13 protein-coding genes and 2 tRNA genes are annotated in these 18,448 nt (G+C 64.2%); 9 read left to right on the forward strand and 6 right to left on the reverse strand.

The genetic code is table 11. From position 1 onward, the window contains the following. Positions 1–3: 3 nt before the first annotated feature. Positions 4–672 (reverse strand): response regulator, encoded by a 669-nt coding sequence (locus tag OIN59_RS22895; RefSeq protein WP_274114225.1) that lies wholly within the window; start codon positions 670–672, stop codon positions 4–6. A 64-nt stretch (positions 673–736) separates the two neighbouring features. On the opposite strand from OIN59_RS22895, the gene OIN59_RS22900 reads away from it, so the two are divergent. Beyond that, entirely contained in the window at positions 737–1,201 is a 465-nt protein-coding gene (locus OIN59_RS22900; protein WP_274114226.1) for a hypothetical protein, read from the forward strand. Between the two features lie 20 nt (positions 1,202–1,221). Here OIN59_RS22900 and OIN59_RS22905 read toward each other — a convergent pair whose 3' ends face one another. From OIN59_RS22905 to hpnC, 5 genes are all read right to left on the reverse strand, one after another. After that, a complete protein-coding gene (locus OIN59_RS22905) occupies positions 1,222–2,232 on the reverse strand; it encodes a Bug family tripartite tricarboxylate transporter substrate binding protein (protein ID WP_274114227.1) in 1,011 nt (336 codons plus the stop codon). A 167-nt stretch (positions 2,233–2,399) separates the two neighbouring features. Next, positions 2,400–3,677, reverse strand: coding sequence for a hydroxysqualene dehydroxylase HpnE (gene hpnE, locus OIN59_RS22910; protein ID WP_407655137.1), 1,278 nt, complete (start codon positions 3,675–3,677; stop codon positions 2,400–2,402). A 52-nt stretch (positions 3,678–3,729) separates the two neighbouring features. Further along, positions 3,730–4,569, reverse strand: a complete 840-nt coding sequence (hpnD, locus tag OIN59_RS22915; RefSeq protein WP_274114231.1) for a presqualene diphosphate synthase HpnD — start codon at positions 4,567–4,569, stop codon at positions 3,730–3,732. Positions 4,570–4,697: 128 nt separating this feature from the next. Next, a complete protein-coding gene (locus OIN59_RS22920) occupies positions 4,698–6,107 on the reverse strand; it encodes an L-serine ammonia-lyase (protein ID WP_274114233.1) in 1,410 nt (469 codons plus the stop codon). Positions 6,108–6,408: 301 nt separating this feature from the next. After that, positions 6,409–7,317 (reverse strand): squalene synthase HpnC, encoded by a 909-nt coding sequence (gene hpnC, locus OIN59_RS22925; RefSeq protein ID WP_407655136.1) that lies wholly within the window; start codon positions 7,315–7,317, stop codon positions 6,409–6,411. A gap of 243 nt (positions 7,318–7,560) precedes the next feature. Between hpnC and OIN59_RS22930 the strand changes: the two genes are divergently transcribed. The 8 genes from OIN59_RS22930 (at position 7,561) to OIN59_RS22965 (ending at position 18,390) form a co-directional block, all read left to right on the forward strand. After that, a complete protein-coding gene (locus OIN59_RS22930) occupies positions 7,561–8,793 on the forward strand; it encodes an efflux RND transporter periplasmic adaptor subunit (RefSeq protein ID WP_274114235.1) in 1,233 nt (410 codons plus the stop codon). An 8-nt stretch (positions 8,794–8,801) separates the two neighbouring features. Next, positions 8,802–11,984: an efflux RND transporter permease subunit gene (locus tag OIN59_RS22935; RefSeq protein WP_274114237.1), complete on the forward strand. Its 3,183-nt coding sequence runs from the start codon at positions 8,802–8,804 to the stop codon at positions 11,982–11,984. Between the two features lie 90 nt (positions 11,985–12,074). Further along, positions 12,075–12,161 (forward strand) — tRNA-Leu (locus OIN59_RS22940). 75 nt (positions 12,162–12,236) lie between these two features. Beyond that, positions 12,237–13,550 (forward strand): trigger factor, encoded by a 1,314-nt coding sequence (gene tig / locus OIN59_RS22945; protein WP_274114239.1) that lies wholly within the window; start codon positions 12,237–12,239, stop codon positions 13,548–13,550. Between the two features lie 132 nt (positions 13,551–13,682). After that, positions 13,683–14,291 carry an ATP-dependent Clp endopeptidase proteolytic subunit ClpP gene (gene clpP / locus OIN59_RS22950; protein ID WP_015014885.1) on the forward strand — a complete coding sequence of 203 codons (609 nt, stop codon included), beginning with the start codon at positions 13,683–13,685 and terminating at the stop codon, positions 14,289–14,291. A 102-nt stretch (positions 14,292–14,393) separates the two neighbouring features. Beyond that, on the forward strand, positions 14,394–15,659 hold the full coding sequence (clpX, locus tag OIN59_RS22955) for an ATP-dependent Clp protease ATP-binding subunit ClpX (RefSeq protein ID WP_010460566.1): 1,266 nt from the start codon (positions 14,394–14,396) through the stop codon (positions 15,657–15,659). A gap of 126 nt (positions 15,660–15,785) precedes the next feature. After that, positions 15,786–18,227 (forward strand): endopeptidase La, encoded by a 2,442-nt coding sequence (gene lon, locus OIN59_RS22960; RefSeq protein ID WP_274114245.1) that lies wholly within the window; start codon positions 15,786–15,788, stop codon positions 18,225–18,227. Between the two features lie 87 nt (positions 18,228–18,314). Next, a tRNA-Gly gene (locus tag OIN59_RS22965) sits at positions 18,315–18,390 on the forward strand. Positions 18,391–18,448: the final 58 nt, after the last annotated feature.

The raw sequence follows: 18,448 nt of genomic DNA on the forward strand, positions 1-18,448 counted from the left end.
CGTTCAGTCGGCCTCTAGCGCATAGCCCAGGCCGCGCAGCGTGGTGATGCGCACACCGCTGCCATCCAGCCGCTTGCGCAGGCGGTGCACAAATACCTCCACGGCCTCGGGGTGCACATCGTCATCGTCGGTGAACACGCGGTCCAGGATCTGCTGCTTGGAAAACGGCTCGCCGCTGCGTTGCACCAGCACGCGCAGCACGGCGTGCTCGCGTGGCGACAGGGCCAGGGGCTCGCCGCGCAGCGTGAACTGCTTGCGGGCGTTGTCATACACCAGCGCACCACAGGCCTGGCGTTGGTGCTCGTTGCCGCGCGCCCGGCGCACCAGGGCGTGCAGGCGCGCCTCCAGCTCGGCCAGCTCAAAGGGCTTGGCCAGAAAGTCGTCGGCCCCCGCGTTGAGCGAGCGCACGCGCTCGTCCAGCGAGTCGCGCGCGGTCAGGATCAGCGCGGGCAGGCGCTGGTCGCGGTCGCGCAGGCGTTGCAGCACGGCCTGCCCGTCCAGCCCGGGCAGGCCCAGGTCCAGCACCAGTGCGTCGTAGTTGTCGTGCTGCTGCAGCGCGCGGTCGGCCAGGCGGCCATCGTTCACCCATTCGACCTGGATGCCCGCATGCTCCAGCGCTCGGCTGAGCCAGGTGCCCAGGTTGTGGTCGTCTTCGGCCAGGAGGATGCGCATGGGAGGATGCTACTGCGGTGCTTGTTTCGGTTTTTGCTGCGCTTGCTTGTGGCGTGCGACTACGATGCGCAAGACAAAAGAGGGAGAGCGCATGAACAAGCGTGATAAGCAGTCTTTGCGGGGGCTGTCCCGCAGATGGCGTGCTGAAGACAGGGCGCAAGACGCAGACGGCTGGTGGTCGTCCAGCTTGGTTTTCAGAATCTCCTGCGCGCTGTTGGGCGTTGCCACAGGGAGCCTGCTGGCGTTGTTGCTCGGCGTGGCGGGGGCTGCGCTGGGCGGATACTCTGACGCGATGGGGACCTTGCTGGCCGCTGGCGCAATGTCGGGCGCCGCTTGTGGCGCGCTGACGCCCAACATCCTGCTGCATGCCATCACAGGTCTGGCGTATTTCCTTGCAGGACTGCTCTCCGCTTTGGGCGGAGAGGACATCGCTGACACCATCTCCCATGAAGGCTGGTTGAAGGCCTGCGTCATCGTGGGAGCTTTCTATGTGCTGGGGCTGTCCATTGGATGGGGGGTGTTGCGCTGAAACGCAACTACCCCCCTGTCTCAATCTGGTTTCACCTGCGCGCGCTTGATCACCTTTTGCCAGCGCGCCTGCTCTGACGCAATGAACTGGGCAAATTGCGCTGGCGTGCCGCCAATGGCTTCGGCGGCGTCGCCGTTAAGGCGCTTGAGGGCGTCGGGCGCCTTCACGGCCTTGGCGGTTTCGATGGCCAGCTTGTCCAGGTGCTCCTTGGGCAGGGTGGCCGGGGCCAGCATGCCGTACCACTGCGTCATCTCAAAACCTGGGAAGCCCTGCTCGGCTACGGTGGGCACATCGGGCAGCTGCGGCAGGCGCTGGGTGGAGCCGGTAGCGATGCAGCGCACCTTGCCCGCCTTGATGAAGGGCAGCAGGGCTGCGGCGCCCACGGCAGCGGCGTCAAGGCGGCCCGAGAGCAGGTCCGTCATCATGGGGCCGGTGCCACGGTAGGGCACGTGCAGCATGAAGATCTCGGCGGTCATCTTGAGGTATTCAAACGCCAGGTGGCCTGCACTGCCGTTGCCTGCCGAGCCATAGCTGAGCTTGGCCGGGTTCTTCTTGGCATAGGCGATGAACTCCTTGAGGTTCTTGGCGGGCACGTCGGGGTGCACCACGTACAGGCTGGGCACCTTGGCCAGCAGGCTCACGGGCTTGAAGTCCTTGTTGGCGTCGTAGGGCAGCTTGTCGAAGATGAAGGGGTTGACGGCCAGCGTGCCGATGTGGCCCAGGATCAGCGTGTGCTGGTCGTCGGAGCGGGCCACTTCACCCATGGCGATGTTGCCGGCCGCACCAGGCTTGTTGTCCACGTACACGCTCTGGCCCAGCGTCTTGCCCAGCTCGGCGGCGGTGGAGCGGGCCACGATCTCCGAACTGCCGCCCGGTGCAAACGGCACCACAAAACGCACCGACTTGGAGGGCCAGGCGGCCTGGGCGGAGGCACCGGCGGGCAGCAGGCCTCCCAATGCAAGGGCGCCACTGGCTCCCAACAGGTGGCGGCGTGTGGGGGACCAGAGGGCGGGGTGTTCGTGTGAAAGCATGGGGGTGTCTCCGTCAAAACAGAAGGCCAAAAGACCAAAGGGCCAAAAGACCAAAAAGGCGCATGCGGTATGCGTGTGGCGCCATGGTGCCTGGACCGTGCTTTCGGAATGCTGTCAGCGGGGCTGGTAGTTACCCGAGGTAGCCCTCTGGCCCCGCCGGATTGGCCTCAACCCGCTGCCGCGCAGGCCGCTACGGCGGTGCCGCTGAGCACGGCGCCTTCGAGCGTGGCCGGGTAGGGGCCCTCCACATAGTCGCCGCAGGCCGTCAGCCCCGGCAGCACTTGCATGGCAGGCCGCTGCAGGCCGGGGGTGCACGCAAAAGTGGCGCGCTTTTCGACCACGGTTTGCACGGGGCGCAGGCCGGGCATGTCCAGCTGCACGGCAGCTTGCTGCAGCACCTGCTGTTCGATGAGCGCCCGGTCGCCGTCGCTGGCGCTCACCACAAAGGCCAGCAACCCGTGCTGGCCGTCGAGCTGCCCCCGGTCGAACACGAACTGCGCCGGGTGCGCAGCGGTGTTGCGCAGCGCCAGCATGGGCTGGGGCAGGCGCGCGCCGCTGGTGTGGGCATAGACGGTGGTGATGGCCTCAAACCGCAGGGCGCTGGCGGTGGCGCTCCAGCGGGCTGCGCTGGCCAGGCCTGCAGTGCCTGCCAGGCCTTCGACGAGGCGACTGGCCTCCCAGGACGGGCAGGCCAGGGTGATGTGATCAAAGGCTTCGGGTTCGTCCGCACCAAGGGCCGCGCCTGCCAATTGCCAGCGCCCACTGGGCAAGGGCAACAGCCGCTGGATGCGTTGGCCGGTGACGACCTGGCCTCCCTGCTGCAACAACCAGCGCACGGCGGCCTCAGGGAACAACGCGCCCAGGTCCGCACGCGGCAGCAGCAGGTTGGAGCCGCCGCGCCCGCTGAACAGGCTGTCCTGCAGCACCCGCAAAAACACCTGGCCGCTGGCCTCGTGTGCCGGGGTGTTGAGTGCCGACACGCACAGCGGATCGATGAACTCGGCCATGAGCCGGGGCGTGAGCGGTGCGCACAGTTCAGCCACCGAGGTGTGGGGCGCGCAGCGAAAGCCGCGCAACTGCCAGGCGGTGGCCGTGCGCAGCAGGGCCAGCTTGTCTGGCCAGCCCCAGCCTTTGGCACGCACGATGCCCAGCAGCGCATCCAGCGGCGGGGGTAGGTCGGGCAGTTGCAGGCCCTGGCCGTCCGGGAACTGTAGGGTGAGCGGCAGGCGCAGCAGCGCGGTGGCAGGGTCTACGCCCACCAGGCGCATCAGGCGCAGGCTCTCGGCATACGCGCCAATCAGGATGTGCTGGCCGTTGTCCAGCGTGGCCGTGGTGCCGTCGGGCAGCACACCCGCCACGGCGCGGGCGCGGCCGCCCACCGTGCGCGCAGCCTCGAACACGGTGACCTGGCGGCCTGCCTGCGCGTGGGCGATGGCGGCGGCCATGCCGGCCCAGCCCGCACCGATGACGGCAATTTTCTGGGGGGCCACGCTGCGGCTACATCCTGCCCAGGGCTTGCATCTTCCAGGCCAGCCAGAACTTGCGCAGCGGCGTGAGGCGGATGCGCTGGTGCAGCACCTGGAAGTTCTCGTGCTCGATCTCGCGCAGCAAGGTGCGGTAGATGCTGGCCATCATCAGGCCGGGTTTTTGGGCACGGCGGTCGACATCGGGCAACAGGGCAAAGGCCTCGTCGTACAGCTTGTGCGCGCGCTCGGCCTGAAAACGCATCAGCGCGGTGAAGCGGTCTGAATACTGGCGCTTGAGGATTTCGTGCGCCTTCACATCGAACTGCTGCAGCTCGCTGACTGGCAGGTAGATGCGGCCCAGCATGGCGTCTTCGCCCACGTCGCGGATGATGTTGGTGAGCTGGAACGCCAGGCCCAGCCGGTGGGCGTACTCGGTGGTGCGCGGGTCGGTCTGGCCAAAGATGCGCGCCGCCACCTCCCCCACGATGCCGGCCACCAGGTGGCAGTAGCCCTTGAGGCCTGCAAAGTCGAGGTAGCGGGTCTGCTCCAGGTCCATCTGGCAGCCGTCGATCACGGCCTGCAGGTGGCGTTGCTCGATGCCGTAGTCCGCTGCCAGCGGCATCAGCGCCAGCATCACGGGATGTGTGGGCTGGCCTGCGTAGGCCTTGGCCACTTCAGCCTGCCACCACGATAGCTTGGTGCGGGCCACGCCGGGGTCGCTCACTTCATCGACCACATCGTCCACCTCGCGGCAAAACGCATAAAACGCCGTGATGGCCGCGCGACGCGGTGCGGGCAAAAAGAGAAAGGCGTAATAGAAGCTGCTGCCCGAGGCCACGGCTTTTTGCTGTACGTACTGCTGCGGTGTCATGGGGCGGGATTGTCCCATGGCGCACCGAGGCTGGCGGGGTGCACGGATTTGAAGTGTTTTTGGCCTCTAGCGCTTGATGGATAAGCGCTAGTAGCTATGAAATTGGGAGTGAATGTTTGCCAAGCCCTTCAACACTCCACCACATTCACTGCCAGCCCGCCGCGCGACGTCTCTTTGTATTTGCTCTTCATGTCTGCGCCGGTCTGCATCATGGTCTTGATCACCTTGTCGAGGGAGACCACGTGCTGGCCGTCACCGCGCAGTGCCATGCGGGCGGCGTTGATGGCCTTGATGGCGCCCATGGCGTTGCGTTCGATGCAGGGGATCTGCACCAGCCCGCCCACGGGGTCGCAGGTCATGCCCAGGTTGTGCTCCATGCCGATCTCGGCAGCGTTCTCCACCTGCTCGGGCGTGCCGCCCATCACGGCGGCCAGCGCGCCAGCGGCCATGGAGCAGGCCACGCCCACCTCGCCCTGGCAGCCCACCTCGGCCCCGGAGAGCGATGCGTTCTCTTTGTAGATGATGCCGATGGCGCCTGCGGTGAGTAAAAAGGTGGCGATGCCGTCGTCGTTGGCCGGGATGGGGCCCTGCAGAAAGTTGACGTAGTAGTGCAGCACGGCCGGTATCACGCCCGCCGCGCCGTTGGTGGGCGCCGTCACCACGCGGCCGCCTGCGGCGTTTTCTTCGTTCACGGCCATGGCGTACAGGTTGACCCAGTCCAGCATCGACAGCGGGTCGCGCAGCGCGGCCTCGGGCGAGCGGCTCAGGTTTTTGTGCAGCTCGGCTGCGCGGCGGCGCACATGCAGGGGGCCGGGCAGGGTGCCGGTGCTGGCGCAGCCGCGCTGCACGGCGCCCGCCATGGTCTGCCAGATGGCCAGCAGCTGGCGCCGCACTTCGGCCGGGCTGCGCCAGTGTTGCTCGTTGGCGGCCATGAGCTGGGCCACGCTCAGGCCGGTGGCCCGGCACTGCGCCAGCAGCTCGGCCCCGGTGCGAAATGGGTGCGGCAGGCCCTGGCCGTGGCCTGCGGCGTCGGGCCCGGCACTGGCGGCGGTATTGAGCACGCGCTGGCCCGCTGCATCCACCACAAAGCCGCCGCCCACCGAGTAGTAGTCCCGCTGTGCAATGGCCTGACCCTGCGCATTGTGCGCGTGGAACGCCATGCCATTGGGATGCAGCGGCAGGCTTTTGCGGCGAAACAGCAGGTGGTCTTTTTCGACAAACGGCACGGGGTACTCGCCCAGCAGCGTTAGCGTGCCGCTCTGGCGGATTTGCGCGATGGTGGAGTCGATCTGGTCGGGGTCGATGTGGTCTGGCTCGTACCCGGCCAGGCCCAGCAGTACGGCGCGGTCGGTGCCGTGGCCCACGCCGGTGGCCGAGAGAGAGCCGAACAGCTCCACCGTCACCTGGTGCACCGCCGCCAGGCCGACGGTGTCGCGCACATGGCAGGCAAACTGCCGCGCCGCAATCATGGGCCCCACGGTGTGGGAGCTGGACGGCCCGATGCCGATCTTGAAGAGGTCGAAAACGCTGACAGACATGGTGGGTAGCACCCGTTGGTTCTGGAGAGTGCCGCAGCGCTTGTGGCGTGCGGGCACGGGCCGGCAGGGTGGGGCGCTGGCCGCCGCCCTGCCACGGTGGCCGCGAGGCTAACCGGGTGCGGTGGCCGGGGCATGCTCGCTATCCCTGCCCCCACGGACCAAGGGCAAGGGATATAGCAGTATTTTGCTATCAATTAAATAGCTTGTAGCGCAGGTAGGTATTGCGCTACAGGCATTTTTGGCAATATTTTTTCCCTTGCGCGCCAGAGTGCGAGCCCGCCTTGTGGCCCATGAATCTTTCTTACATCACCAGCGCGCGGCCCAGCATCACGCACCAGTCCCACCCACGGAGCTTGGGCCGGGTGTGCAGGCTGCCTCCCTGGAGGGCATCGACCTTGTCGAGGATGCGCAGGCCGCCTTGCACCACCAGTCGCAGCTCCCAGCCCGCCCGGCCGGGCAGGCGGTGCACCAGCGGGGCGCCGCTGCGCATGGTGGCGCGGGCCCAGTGGGCGCAGTCGGCAATCAGGCGGGCGTTTTCGCGGTTGCTTTGCAGGGCCAGCAGCTCGGCCTGGCTGGCACCGTGGGCCATGCAGTCGGCGCGCGGCAGGTAATGGCGGCTCCGGGGGATGTCCACGGACAGGTCCTGCCAGAAGTTGATGAGCTGCAGCGCGGTGCAGATGGCGTCGCTCTGGTGCAGCGCCTCGTTGTCGTGCACGCCATACAGGTGCAGCAGCAGCCGTCCCACGGGGTTGGCCGAGCGGCGGCAGTAGTCCAGCAGCTCGGCGCGGTCGGCATAACCTTCGCCGTCACGGGTTTTTTCGACGTCCTGAGCAAATGCGCTCAGCAGGTCCTCCAGCAACTGCACGGGCAACTGGTGGCTGCGCAACACGCCTTGCAGCGGCAGGAACACGCTGGCCCAGCGGGCCGAGGGGGCACCGCCCTGGGCGATGGCGTGCAGGTCGGTCCGGTAGGCTGCCAGGTCCGCCAGGCGGGCGGCGGCTGGTGCATCGCCCTCGTCGGCAATGTCGTCCGCCGTGCGCGCAAAACCGTAGATGGCGGCAATCGGCTGGCGCAGGTGGGGTGGGCACAGCAGCGACGCGACGGGGAAGTTTTCGTAATGGGTGACAGGGGGGGCCACCGCGTCAGTCGCAGTGGGCTGCGGCGTGGAGGCTGCGCCGGAATGGGGGGAGGGGCTAGGACGGTCGTTCACACCCTGGATTGTCGCTTGACAAGGTCAGGGGCTTCTCATAGATTACTAACCGGTCAGTCAGTAACCGTAAGAACCAATCTAATGGGGGACAAGGCGGCTGGCCCCTGCGTTTGTTCACAAGCTCCCTGCGCGACGGCGGGCAGTTTGTCAGCAGTCGCCTGGTGTACCGTCGCGGCGCAGGCGTTCCGGCCTGCGTTTTGCTTGTTGATCCTTGTGGCCCCCTCTTTATTCACCGGATTTCCCATGCGCACATCCTCCGCCTTGCGGCCCTCTTCACGGCATTCCAGGCTTTTGCTGGTGCTGGCCACCGCTACCGTGCTGGCCGCCTGTTCGCGTCCCGCACCGCCCGAGGAGCCTGTGCGCTCCGTCAAGCTGCTCACGGTGGGCGTGGGTGCCTTGCAGTCCAGCCTGGAGTATTCGGGCGAGGTGCGTGCGCGGGTGGAGTCGCGCCTGGGCTTTCGCGTAGCGGGCAAGATCGTGCAGCGCCAGGCCGAGCTGGGCCAGCGTGTGAAGGCGGGGCAGGTGCTGGCGCAACTGGACCCCAAGGACTACCAACTGGCGGCTGATGCGGCGCGTGCGCAACTGGCATCGGCCACCACGCAGCGTGACCTGGCGGCGGCAGACCTCAAGCGCTACCAGGCGCTCAAGGACCAGAACTTCATCAGCGGCGCCGAACTGGAGCGCCGCGAGGCCACGCTCAAGGCGGCGCAGGCCACGCTGGACCAGGCGCGCGCGCAGCTGTCGTCGCAGGGCAACCAGACGGCCTACACCACGCTGGTGGCCGATGTGTCGGGCGTGGTGACGGGCATTGACGCAGAGCCGGGCCAGGTGGTGTCGGCCGGTGCGCCGGTGGTGCGCATTGCGCAGAACGGCCCGCGTGACGTGGTGTTTGCCGTGCCCGAGGACAAGGTGGCGCAGATCACGACAGGCTCCGAGGTCGCCGTGCGCGGCTGGTCTGGCGGCGCGACCCTGACGGGCCGCGTGCGCGAAGTGGCTGCCAGCGCCGACCCTGCCACCCGCACCTTCCAGGTCAAGGTGGCCATTGACGCTGCCGACGCCCCTGCGCTGGGCGCTACCGTGTACGCTACGCCCAAGGCGTTGAGCCATGCGGGCATTGCCGCCATCAAGCTGCCCACCAGCGCGCTGCGGCAAGAGGGCCAGTCCACGGCCGTGTGGGTGTACGACCCCGCGACCAGCACCGTCAAGTCGCAAGTGGTGCAGATTGCCACGGCCGACGGCAACGACGCGGTGGTGGCTGGGGGCCTGACCCCAGGTATGCAGGTGGTGGCTACCGGCGTGCATGTGTTGTCGCCAGGTCAAAAAGTGGCGGTATACCAGCCAAAAGTGGCGCAAGAGCCCGTGAATAAAGCGCAAACAGCTCCTGAATCTGTAGCGTTGCCTGCGGTGCCATCCGCCCCGGCCGCCCCTGTGGCGCCCGCAGCACCCGCCACCGCCACGGCGTCCGCCGCCAACTGAGGCCCGCCATGACGCAAATCCAACCCAAAGAGGGGTTCAACCTCTCCAAATGGGCGCTCGACCATCCCGCGCTCACCCGCTACCTCATGGTGGTGTTGATGCTGCTGGGCTTTGCGGCCTACTTCCAGCTGGGGCAGGACGAAGACCCGCCGTTCACCTTCCGCGCCATGGTGGTGCGCACCTACTGGCCCGGCGCCACGGCGCAGCAGGTGGCCGAGCAGGTCACCGACAAGATCGAGCGCACGCTGCAAGAGGTGCCGTATGCCGACAAGATCCGCAGCTACTCCAAGCCCGGCGAGTCGCAGATCATTTTCCAGATCAAGGACTCGTCCAAACCCGGCGACGTGGCCAACGTCTGGTACAGCGTGCGCAAGAAGGTGGGCGACATGCGCTATACCTTGCCGCAGGGCATCCAGGGCCCGTTCTTCAACGACGACTTTGGCGATGTGTATGGCGTGATCTACGCGCTGGAGTCCGAGGGCTTCAGTTACGCAGAGCTCAAGCAGTTTGCCGATGACGCGCGCCAGCAGCTGCTGCGCGTGCCTGATGTGGCCAAGGTCGAGCTATTTGGCGTGCAGGACGAAAAACTCTTCATCGAGATCTCGCAAAAGCGGCTGTCGCAACTGGGCTTGGACATGAACCAGGTGCTGGCCCAGCTGGGCCAGCAAAACGCCGTGGAGAGCGCGGGCAGCATTCAGACCCCGCAAGACCAGGTGCAGGTGCGCGTGCAAGGCCAGTTCAACGCCATCGAGGACCTGCGCGCGATGCCGATCCGTGGCCCGTCGGGTGCGCAATTGCGCCTGGGAGATATCGCTGAAGTCAAGCGCGGATATGTGGACCCGGCCACCGTCAAGGTGCGCCACCAGGGGCGCGAGGTGATTGCGCTGGGTGTCTCCATGGCCAAGGGCGGCGACATCATTGCGTTGGGCAAGGCCCTGCACACCACCACCGACCGCATCGCTGGCACGCTGCCAGCGGGCGTGAAGCTGGTCAACGTGCAAGACCAGCCCAAGGCCGTATCCACCTCGGTGAATGAGTTCGTCAAGGTGCTGATCGAGGCCGTGGTGATCGTGCTGGCTGTGAGCTTCATTGCGCTGGGCCTGCACAAACGCCCCGGCAACCAGCCGCTGTGGAAGCGCTGGTACATCGACCCCCGCCCGGGGCTGGTGGTGGGCATCACCATCCCGCTGGTGCTGGCCGTGACCTTCCTGGCCATGTGGTACTGGGGCATCGGGCTGCACAAGATCTCGCTGGGCTCGCTCATCATTGCGCTGGGCCTGCTGGTGGACGACGCCATCATTGCGGTGGAGATGATGGTGCTCAAGCTCGAAGAGGGCTACGACAAGGTGCGCGCCGCCACGTTTGCCTACGAGATCACGGCCATGCCGATGCTCACCGGCACGCTGATCACGGCGGCGGGCTTTTTGCCCATCGGCTTGGCCAAGTCCACCACGGGCGAATACACGTTTGCGATTTTTGCCGTGACGGTGATTGCGCTGGTGCTCAGCTGGTTCGTGTCGGTCTACTTCGTTCCTTACCTCGGCACGCTGCTGCTCAAGGTGCCGCCTCACGTCTTGGCCGCTCAGGCCAACAAGGGCATCACGGACGACCCGCACGAGGTCTTTGACAGCCCGTTCTACCGCAGCTTCCGCCGCCTGGTGGACTGGTGCGTGCAGCACCGTTGGCTGACCATTGGTGCCACGGTGCTGACGTTTGCGCTGGGCATTGTCGGCATGGGCAAGGTGCAGCAGCAGTTCTTCCCGGATTCCAGCCGGCCCGAGATCATGGTGGACATCTGGTTCCCCGAAGGCACATCGTTCGCGGGCAACGAGGCCGTCACCAAGCGCGTGGAGCAGCGCCTGCTGTCCGAGCCAGGCGTGAACACGGTAAGCACGTGGGTGGGCTCTGGCGTGCCACGGTTTTATCTGCCGCTGGACCAGGTGTTCCCGCAGAGCAACGTGTCGCAGTTCATCGTGGTGCCGCAGGACCTGAAGGTGCGCGAATCGCTGCGTGTGAAGCTGCCCGCGCTGCTGGCGCAGGAGTTCCCGGAAGTGCGCGGGCGCGTCAAGCTGTTGCCCAACGGCCCGCCAGTGCCTTACCCCGTGCAGTTCCGCGTGGTGGGCCCCGACCCGCTGGTGCTGCGCGAGCGTGCGGACGAGGTCAAGGCCCAGCTGCGGCAGAACCCCAACATGCGTGGCGTGAACGACAACTGGAACGAGTCCGTGAAGGTGCTGCGCCTGGAAGTGGACCAGGCCAAGGCGCGCGCCCTGGGCGTGACCAGCCAGTCCATCGCGCAGGCGTCCAAAACCATTCTGTCGGGTACGCAGGTGGGGCAGTACCGCGAGGGTGACAAGCTCATCGACATCTTGCTGCGCCAGCCGCTGGATGAGCGCAACGCCATCACCGACATTGCCAACGCCTATCTGCCCACGGCCTCGGGCAAGTCGATCCCGCTCACGCAGATCGCCAAGCCCGTGTTCACCTGGGAGCCGGGCGTGATGTGGCGCGAAAACCGCGACTACGCTATCACCGTGCAGGGCGACGTGACCGAGGGCCTGCAGGGCGCGACCGTGACGGCGGCGCTGCAGCCTGCACTGAAGGAGATCGAGGGCAAATGGCACGCTGCAGGGCAGGGGGCCTATCGCATCGAAGTGGCCGGCGCGGTGGAGGAGAGTTCCAAGGGCACCAGCTCCATCGTGGCGGGGGTTCCCGTCATGCTGTTCCTGGTGTTCACGTTGTTGATGCTGCAATTGCACAGCTTCAGCCGTGCGTTCCTGGTGTACATCACCGGGTTCCTCGGAATTGCGGGGGTGTCGGCCGCACTGCTGCTGCTCAACCGTCCCTTCGGCTTTGTGGCGCTGCTGGGGGTGATTGCGCTCATGGGCATGATCCAGCGCAATTCGGTGATTCTGATCGACCAGATCGAGCAAGACCGCGCTCGGGGCGTGCCTGCCTGGGATGCCATCGTTGAGTCGGCCGTGCGCCGTCTGCGTCCCATTGTGCTCACGGCCGCTGCCGCCGTACTGGCCATGATCCCGCTGTCGCGCAGCGTGTTCTGGGGCCCGATGGCCGTGGCGATCATGGGCGGGCTGGTGGTGGCCACGGTGCTCACATTGCTGGCGCTGCCTGCGATGTACGCTGCCTGGTTCCGCGTCAAACGGCCTGCGCCAGACGTTCCTGGTGTTGCTTGACCGATGGGGCGTCCGCATCAGGTAAAATAGAAGGTTGACCGATTTCACGCAGGCGGCAGCTGAGGTTGCCGCCTGTTTGTTTGTAGAACCGCGCGGGTGGCGAAATTGGTAGACGCACCAGGTTTAGGTCCTGACGCCAGCAATGGTGTGGGGGTTCGAGTCCCCCCCCGCGCACCACCCATGTGAGACTTTGCGGAACACGGCGCTGCTGCGCTGCAGCCAGCACGATCCACATTCATAAGAGGAATAGCCATGGCCGTTACTGTTGAAACCCTTGAGAAGCTCGAGCGCAAGATCACTCTGAGCGTGCCCGTCACCCTGATCCAGTCCGAAGTGGACACGCGCCTCAAGCGCCTGGCCCGTACGGTCAAGATGGACGGTTTCCGTCCCGGCAAGGTGCCCATGAACGTGGTGGCCCAGCGCTATGGTTACTCGGTGCAGTACGAAGTGCTGAACGACAAGGTGGGTGAGGCGTTTGCCGTGGCTGCGAACGAAGCCAACCTGCGTGTAGCTGGCCAGCCCCGTATCACCGAAAAAGAAGGCGCACCCGAAGGTCAGGTGACTTTTGACGCCATCTTTGAAGTGTTCCCCGAAGTCAAGATTGCTGACCTGTCGGACGCCGAAGTCGAAAAACTGTCGTCCGAAGTGACGGACAGCGCCATCGACAAGACCATCGACATCCTGCGCAAGCAGCGCCGCAGCTTCGCCCAGCGCGCCATTGACGCCGCTGCCCAAGACGGCGATCGCGTGACCGTGGACTTCGAAGGCAAGATCGACGGCGAGCCATTTGACGGCGGCAAGGCTGAAGACTTCCAGTTCCTGGTCGGCGAAGGCCAGATGCTCAAGGAGTTCGAAGACGCCGTGCGTGGCATGAAGTCTGGCGAAAGCAAGACCTTCCCCCTGGCATTCCCCGCCGAATACCACGGCAAGGATGTCGCCGGCAAGACGGCCGACTTCCTCGTGACGATCAAGAAGATCGAAGCCGCCCACCTGCCTGAAGTGAACGACGCCCTGGCCAAGTCGCTGGGCATTGCCGACGGTTCCGTTGAAGGCTTGCGCGCCGACATCAAGAAGAACCTGGAGCGTGAAGTCAAGTTCCGCTTGCTGGCCCGCAACAAGGCTGCCGTGATGGACGCCCTGGTGTCAAAGGCTGAGCTGGATCTGCCCAACTCCAGCATCCAGGCCGAGATCGCCCGTCTGCTCGAAGGTGCCCGCGCGGAGCTCAAGCAACGCGGCATCAAAGACGCCGACAAGGCCGAAATCCCTGAAGACGTGTTCCGCCCCCAGGCTGAGCGCCGCGTGCGCCTGGGCCTGGTGCTGGCCGAGCTGGTGCGTGCCAACGAACTGCAGGCCAAGCCTGAGCAGCTCAAGGCCCACATCGACGAATTGGCTGCCAGCTACGAGAAGCCCGAAGACGTGGTGCGCTGGTACTTCGGTGATCGACAGCGCCTGGCCGAAGTCGAAGCCGTTGTCATCGAAAACAACGTGACCGACTTCGTGCTGTCCAAGGCCAAGGTGGTCGAGAAGGCCATCTCCTTCGACGACCTGATGGCGCAACAGGGCTGATAGGCCCTGGCTGGGCGGCTTGCCTTGTGCAATCGCCCAGTTTTGGTTGTCAAGACACACCAGGGGCTTGTGCTTTCGTGCACAAGCCCCAATTCATTTCTGGGTACAGTACCTGCTTGACTGGAGAAATACATGAGCGCATTGGAAACACAAGGCCTGGGCATGGTCCCCATGGTCATCGAGCAGTCGGGCCGTGGCGAACGGTCCTATGACATCTACTCGCGCCTGCTCAAGGAGCGCGTGATTTTTCTGGTGGGTCCGGTCAATGACCAGACCGCCAACCTCGTGGTGGCGCAACTGCTGTTTCTGGAGAGCGAAAACCCTGACAAGGACATTTCGTTCTACATCAATTCCCCGGGCGGTTCGGTGAGCGCAGGCATGGCGATTTTTGACACCATGAACTTCATCAAGCCCGATGTCTCGACCTTGTGCACCGGCATGGCGGCGAGCATGGGCGCGTTCCTGCTGGCAGCTGGGGCCAAGGGCAAGCGTTTTGCGCTGCCCAACTCCAAGGTCATGATCCACCAACCTTTGGGTGGCATGCAAGGCCAGGCGACCGAGATCGAGATCCACGCCCGTGAGATTCTCAAGACCCGCGAGCAGCTCAACAAGATCCTGGCCGAGCGTACCGGCCAGCCTCTGGAGAAGATCCAGCGTGATACCGAGCGTGACTATTTCCTGTCGGCCGACGAGGCCAAGGACTATGGTTTGGTCGATCAGGTGATCAGCCAACGCGCCTGATCGCCCGAGGGCGATGAAGCGGCGTTTTCCCGTGGGGAAGACGCCGTTTTTTATTTGGTTATCATCCCGACAACTTTCCGAAACAAGCAAGGCATTGCCCCCATGGCCGAGAAAAAAGGCTCTTCCAGCGAAAAAACCCTTTACTGCTCTTTCTGCGGCAAAAGCCAGCACGAAGTGAAGAAGCTGATCGCCGGTCCGTCGGTCTTTATCTGCGACGAGTGCATTGACCTGTGCAACGAGATCATCCGCGACGAACTGCCGGCCGGTGATCTGGCCCGCGAAGGTCGCAGCGACCTGCCCACGCCGGTCGAGATCAAGACCAACCTTGACAACTACGTGATTGGCCAGGACGTGGCCAAGCGCACGCTGGCGGTCGCGGTGTACAACCACTACAAGCGCCTGCGCCACAAGGACAAGGCCCACAAGGACGATGTGGAGCTGTCCAAGAGCAACATCCTGCTGATTGGCCCCACGGGCTCTGGCAAGACGTTGCTGGCCCAGACCCTGGCGCGCATGCTGGACGTACCGTTTGTGATGGCCGACGCCACCACGCTGACCGAGGCCGGCTATGTGGGCGAGGATGTGGAAAACATCGTCCAGAAGCTGCTGCAAAGCTGCAACTACGAGGTCGAGCGCGCTCAGCGTGGCATCGTCTACATCGACGAGATCGACAAGATCTCGCGCAAGTCGGATAACCCCAGCATCACGCGTGATGTGTCGGGTGAGGGCGTACAGCAGGCGCTGCTCAAGCTCATCGAAGGCACCATGGCCAGCGTGCCACCACAAGGTGGTCGCAAGCACCCCAACCAGGACTTTCTGCAGATCGACACGACCAACATCCTGTTCATCTGCGGTGGTGCGTTCGCAGGGTTGGAGAAGGTCATCGAGAACCGCACCGAGGCCTCGGGTATCGGGTTCGGCGCTTCGGTCAAGAGCAAGAAGCAGCGTTCGCTGACCGAGGTGTTCACCGAGATCGAGCCCGAAGACCTGATCAAGTTCGGCCTGATTCCTGAGCTGGTGGGACGTATGCCTGTGGTGACGGCCCTGGCTGAGCTGAGCGAAGACGCCTTGGTGCAGATACTGACCGAGCCCAAGAATGCGCTGGTCAAGCAGTACAGCAAACTCCTGGCGATGGAAGGTGTGGACCTCGAAATCCGCCCCGCAGCCCTGAAAGCCATTGCCCGCAAGGCGCTGGCACGCAAGACAGGCGCCCGGGGCCTGCGTTCCATCCTGGAGCAATCGCTGATCGGTACGATGTTCGACCTGCCCAATACGAGCAATGTCGAGAAGGTGGTGGTGGACGAATCCACCATCGAAGAAAACAAGCCGCCGCTGCTCGTATACCGCGAAGCGGCCAAGAAGGCCTGAGAAGACCGGAGCGGGCGCCTTGTTGTCGCCCTTTGAACCATCAACCCTTGCGCCAGTACGGCTGCGTGCAAGGGTTGAAAATCCCCACATGTGGACCCACTTCCACAGAGCACTTTGAGGATTTCCATGTCCGGACATACCCCCCTGCCAGCCACCCCCATCGACCTGCCCCTATTGCCTTTGCGCGATGTGGTGGTGTTCCCCCACATGGTGATCCCGCTTTTTGTGGGTCGCCCCAAGAGCATCAAGGCCCTGGAGATGGCCATGGAGGCCGACCGCCGCATCATGCTGGTGGCCCAAAAAGCCGCCGCCAAAGATGAGCCATCGGTGGAAGACATGTTTGATGTGGGATGTGTCTCCACCATCTTGCAGATGCTCAAGTTGCCCGACGGTACCGTGAAGGTGTTGGTGGAAGGCCAGCAACGTGCCCTCGTAACTTCCATTGAAGATGCCGAGACGCATTTCATGGCCACCGTGACGCCGGTGGAGGCGACACCTGAAGCCAACAAGCCCAGCGAAATCGAAGCCCTGCGCCGCGCGGTGATGCAGCAGTTTGACCAGTACGTCAAACTCAACAAGAAGATCCCGCCCGAGATCCTGACCTCCATCTCCAGCATTGACGACCCCGGCCGGTTGGCCGACACCATCGCCGCGCACCTGCCCCTCAAGCTTGAGAACAAGCAGGTGGTGCTGGACCTGTCGGACGTGAAGGCGCGCCTCGAAAACCTGTTCGAGCAGCTCGATCGCGAGGTGGACATCCTCAACGTGGACAAGAAAATCCGCGGCCGCGTGAAGCGCCAGATGGAGAAGAACCAGCGCGACTTCTACCTGAACGAGCAAGTCAAGGCCATCCAGAAAGAGCTGGGTGAGGGCGACGAAGGCGCCGACATCGAGGAGATCGAGAAAAAGATCAAGCTGGCCAAGATGCCTGCCGAGGCTCGCAAGAAGGCCGAGGCCGAGCTCAAGAAGCTCAAGCTGATGTCGCCCATGTCGGCCGAGGCGACGGTGGTACGCAACTACATCGATGTGCTCACCGCGCTGCCATGGAGCAAGAGGACCAAGATCAAGCACGACCTGGTGAATGCCGAGGGCGTGCTCAACGAAGACCATTTCGGCCTCGACAAGGTCAAGGACCGCATCCTTGAATACCTCGCGGTGCAGCAGCGCGTGGACAAGGTCAAGGCGCCTATCCTGTGCCTGGTGGGACCTCCTGGCGTGGGCAAAACCTCGTTGGGGCAGTCGATCGCCAAGGCCACGGGTCGCAAGTACGTGCGCATGGCGCTGGGTGGCATGCGCGATGAGGCCGAGATCCGTGGGCACCGCCGCACTTACATCGGCGCGCTGCCGGGCAAGGTGCTGCAGAGCCTTTCGAAGGTGGGCACGCGCAATCCGCTGTTCCTGCTGGATGAGATCGACAAACTGGGCACCGACTTCCGGGGCGACCCGTCGAGTGCCCTGCTGGAGGTGCTGGACCCCGAGCAAAACCATACCTTTGGCGATCACTACGTTGAGGTGGACTTCGACCTGAGCGATGTGATGTTCGTTGCCACATCAAACTCAATGAACATTCCGCCTGCGCTGCTCGACCGCATGGAAGTGATCCGCCTGTCGGGGTACACCGAGGATGAGAAGACCAGCATCGCCATGAAGTACCTGCTGCCCAAGCAGCTCAAGAACAACGGCGTAAAGGACGAAGAGCTGCTCATCACCGAGCCTGCGGTGCGCGACATGGTGCGCTACTACACGCGTGAGGCGGGCGTGCGCTCGCTGGAGCGCGAGCTGTCCAAAATTTGCCGCAAGGTGGTCAAGGGCCTGCAACTCAAGAAGCTGGAGCCACAGGTGATCGTCACGGCTGACAACCTGCCTGACTTTTTGGGCGTGCGCAAGTATTCCTACGGCCGTGCCGAGCTGCAAAACCAGATAGGGCAGGTGGTGGGACTGGCTTGGACCGAGGTGGGTGGCGACCTGTTGACCATCGAGGCGGCGATCATGCCTGGCAAGGGGGTGATCACACGCACGGGTTCGCTGGGGGATGTGATGAAGGAATCCGTGGAGGCCGCTCGCACCGTGGTGCGTAGCCGCGCGCGCATGCTGGGTATCAAGGACGAAATGTTCGAAAAGCGCGACATTCACATTCACGTGCCAGATGGTGCCACGCCCAAGGATGGCCCGAGTGCGGGAGCTGCGATGACCACGGCGTTTGTTTCGGCGCTCACAGGCATTCCGGTGCGCGGTGACGTGGCCATGACGGGCGAGATCACGCTGCGTGGCGAGGTCACGGCCATCGGTGGCCTCAAGGAAAAGCTGCTGGCCGCGTTGCGGGGTGGCATCAAGACCGTGCTGATCCCTGAAGAGAACGTGAAAGACCTGACCGAGATTCCGGACAACGTCAAGAGCGGCTTGGAGATCGTGCCCGTGCGGTGGATCGACAAAGTGCTGGAGGTAGCGCTGGAGAGCAAGCCTGTGCCGTTGACGGATGAAGAGGTTGCCGTGGCGGCCGCTGCGGTACCTGTGCCGACGGACAAGGCGACCGTGTCGTCCGCCGCTGCCGATGGATTGAAACATTGACGCAAAATTTTTTGGGGACCCCCAAAAAATGCGCTACAATTCATTCCATCGCAGCAAACGTTGTACAATGTGAGGCTTCGGTAAAATGCGGGAATAGCTCAGTTGGTAGAGCGCAACCTTGCCAAGGTTGAGGTCGAGAGTTCGAGACTCTTTTCCCGCTCCAATTTCCACAAAAAAGGGAAGCAGTTGCTTCCCTTTTTTGTCAAAGGAATGCGAATTCC

This window comes from Acidovorax benzenivorans (assembly GCF_028680575.1).
Lineage (GTDB): Bacteria > Pseudomonadota > Gammaproteobacteria > Burkholderiales > Burkholderiaceae_C > Acidovorax > Acidovorax benzenivorans.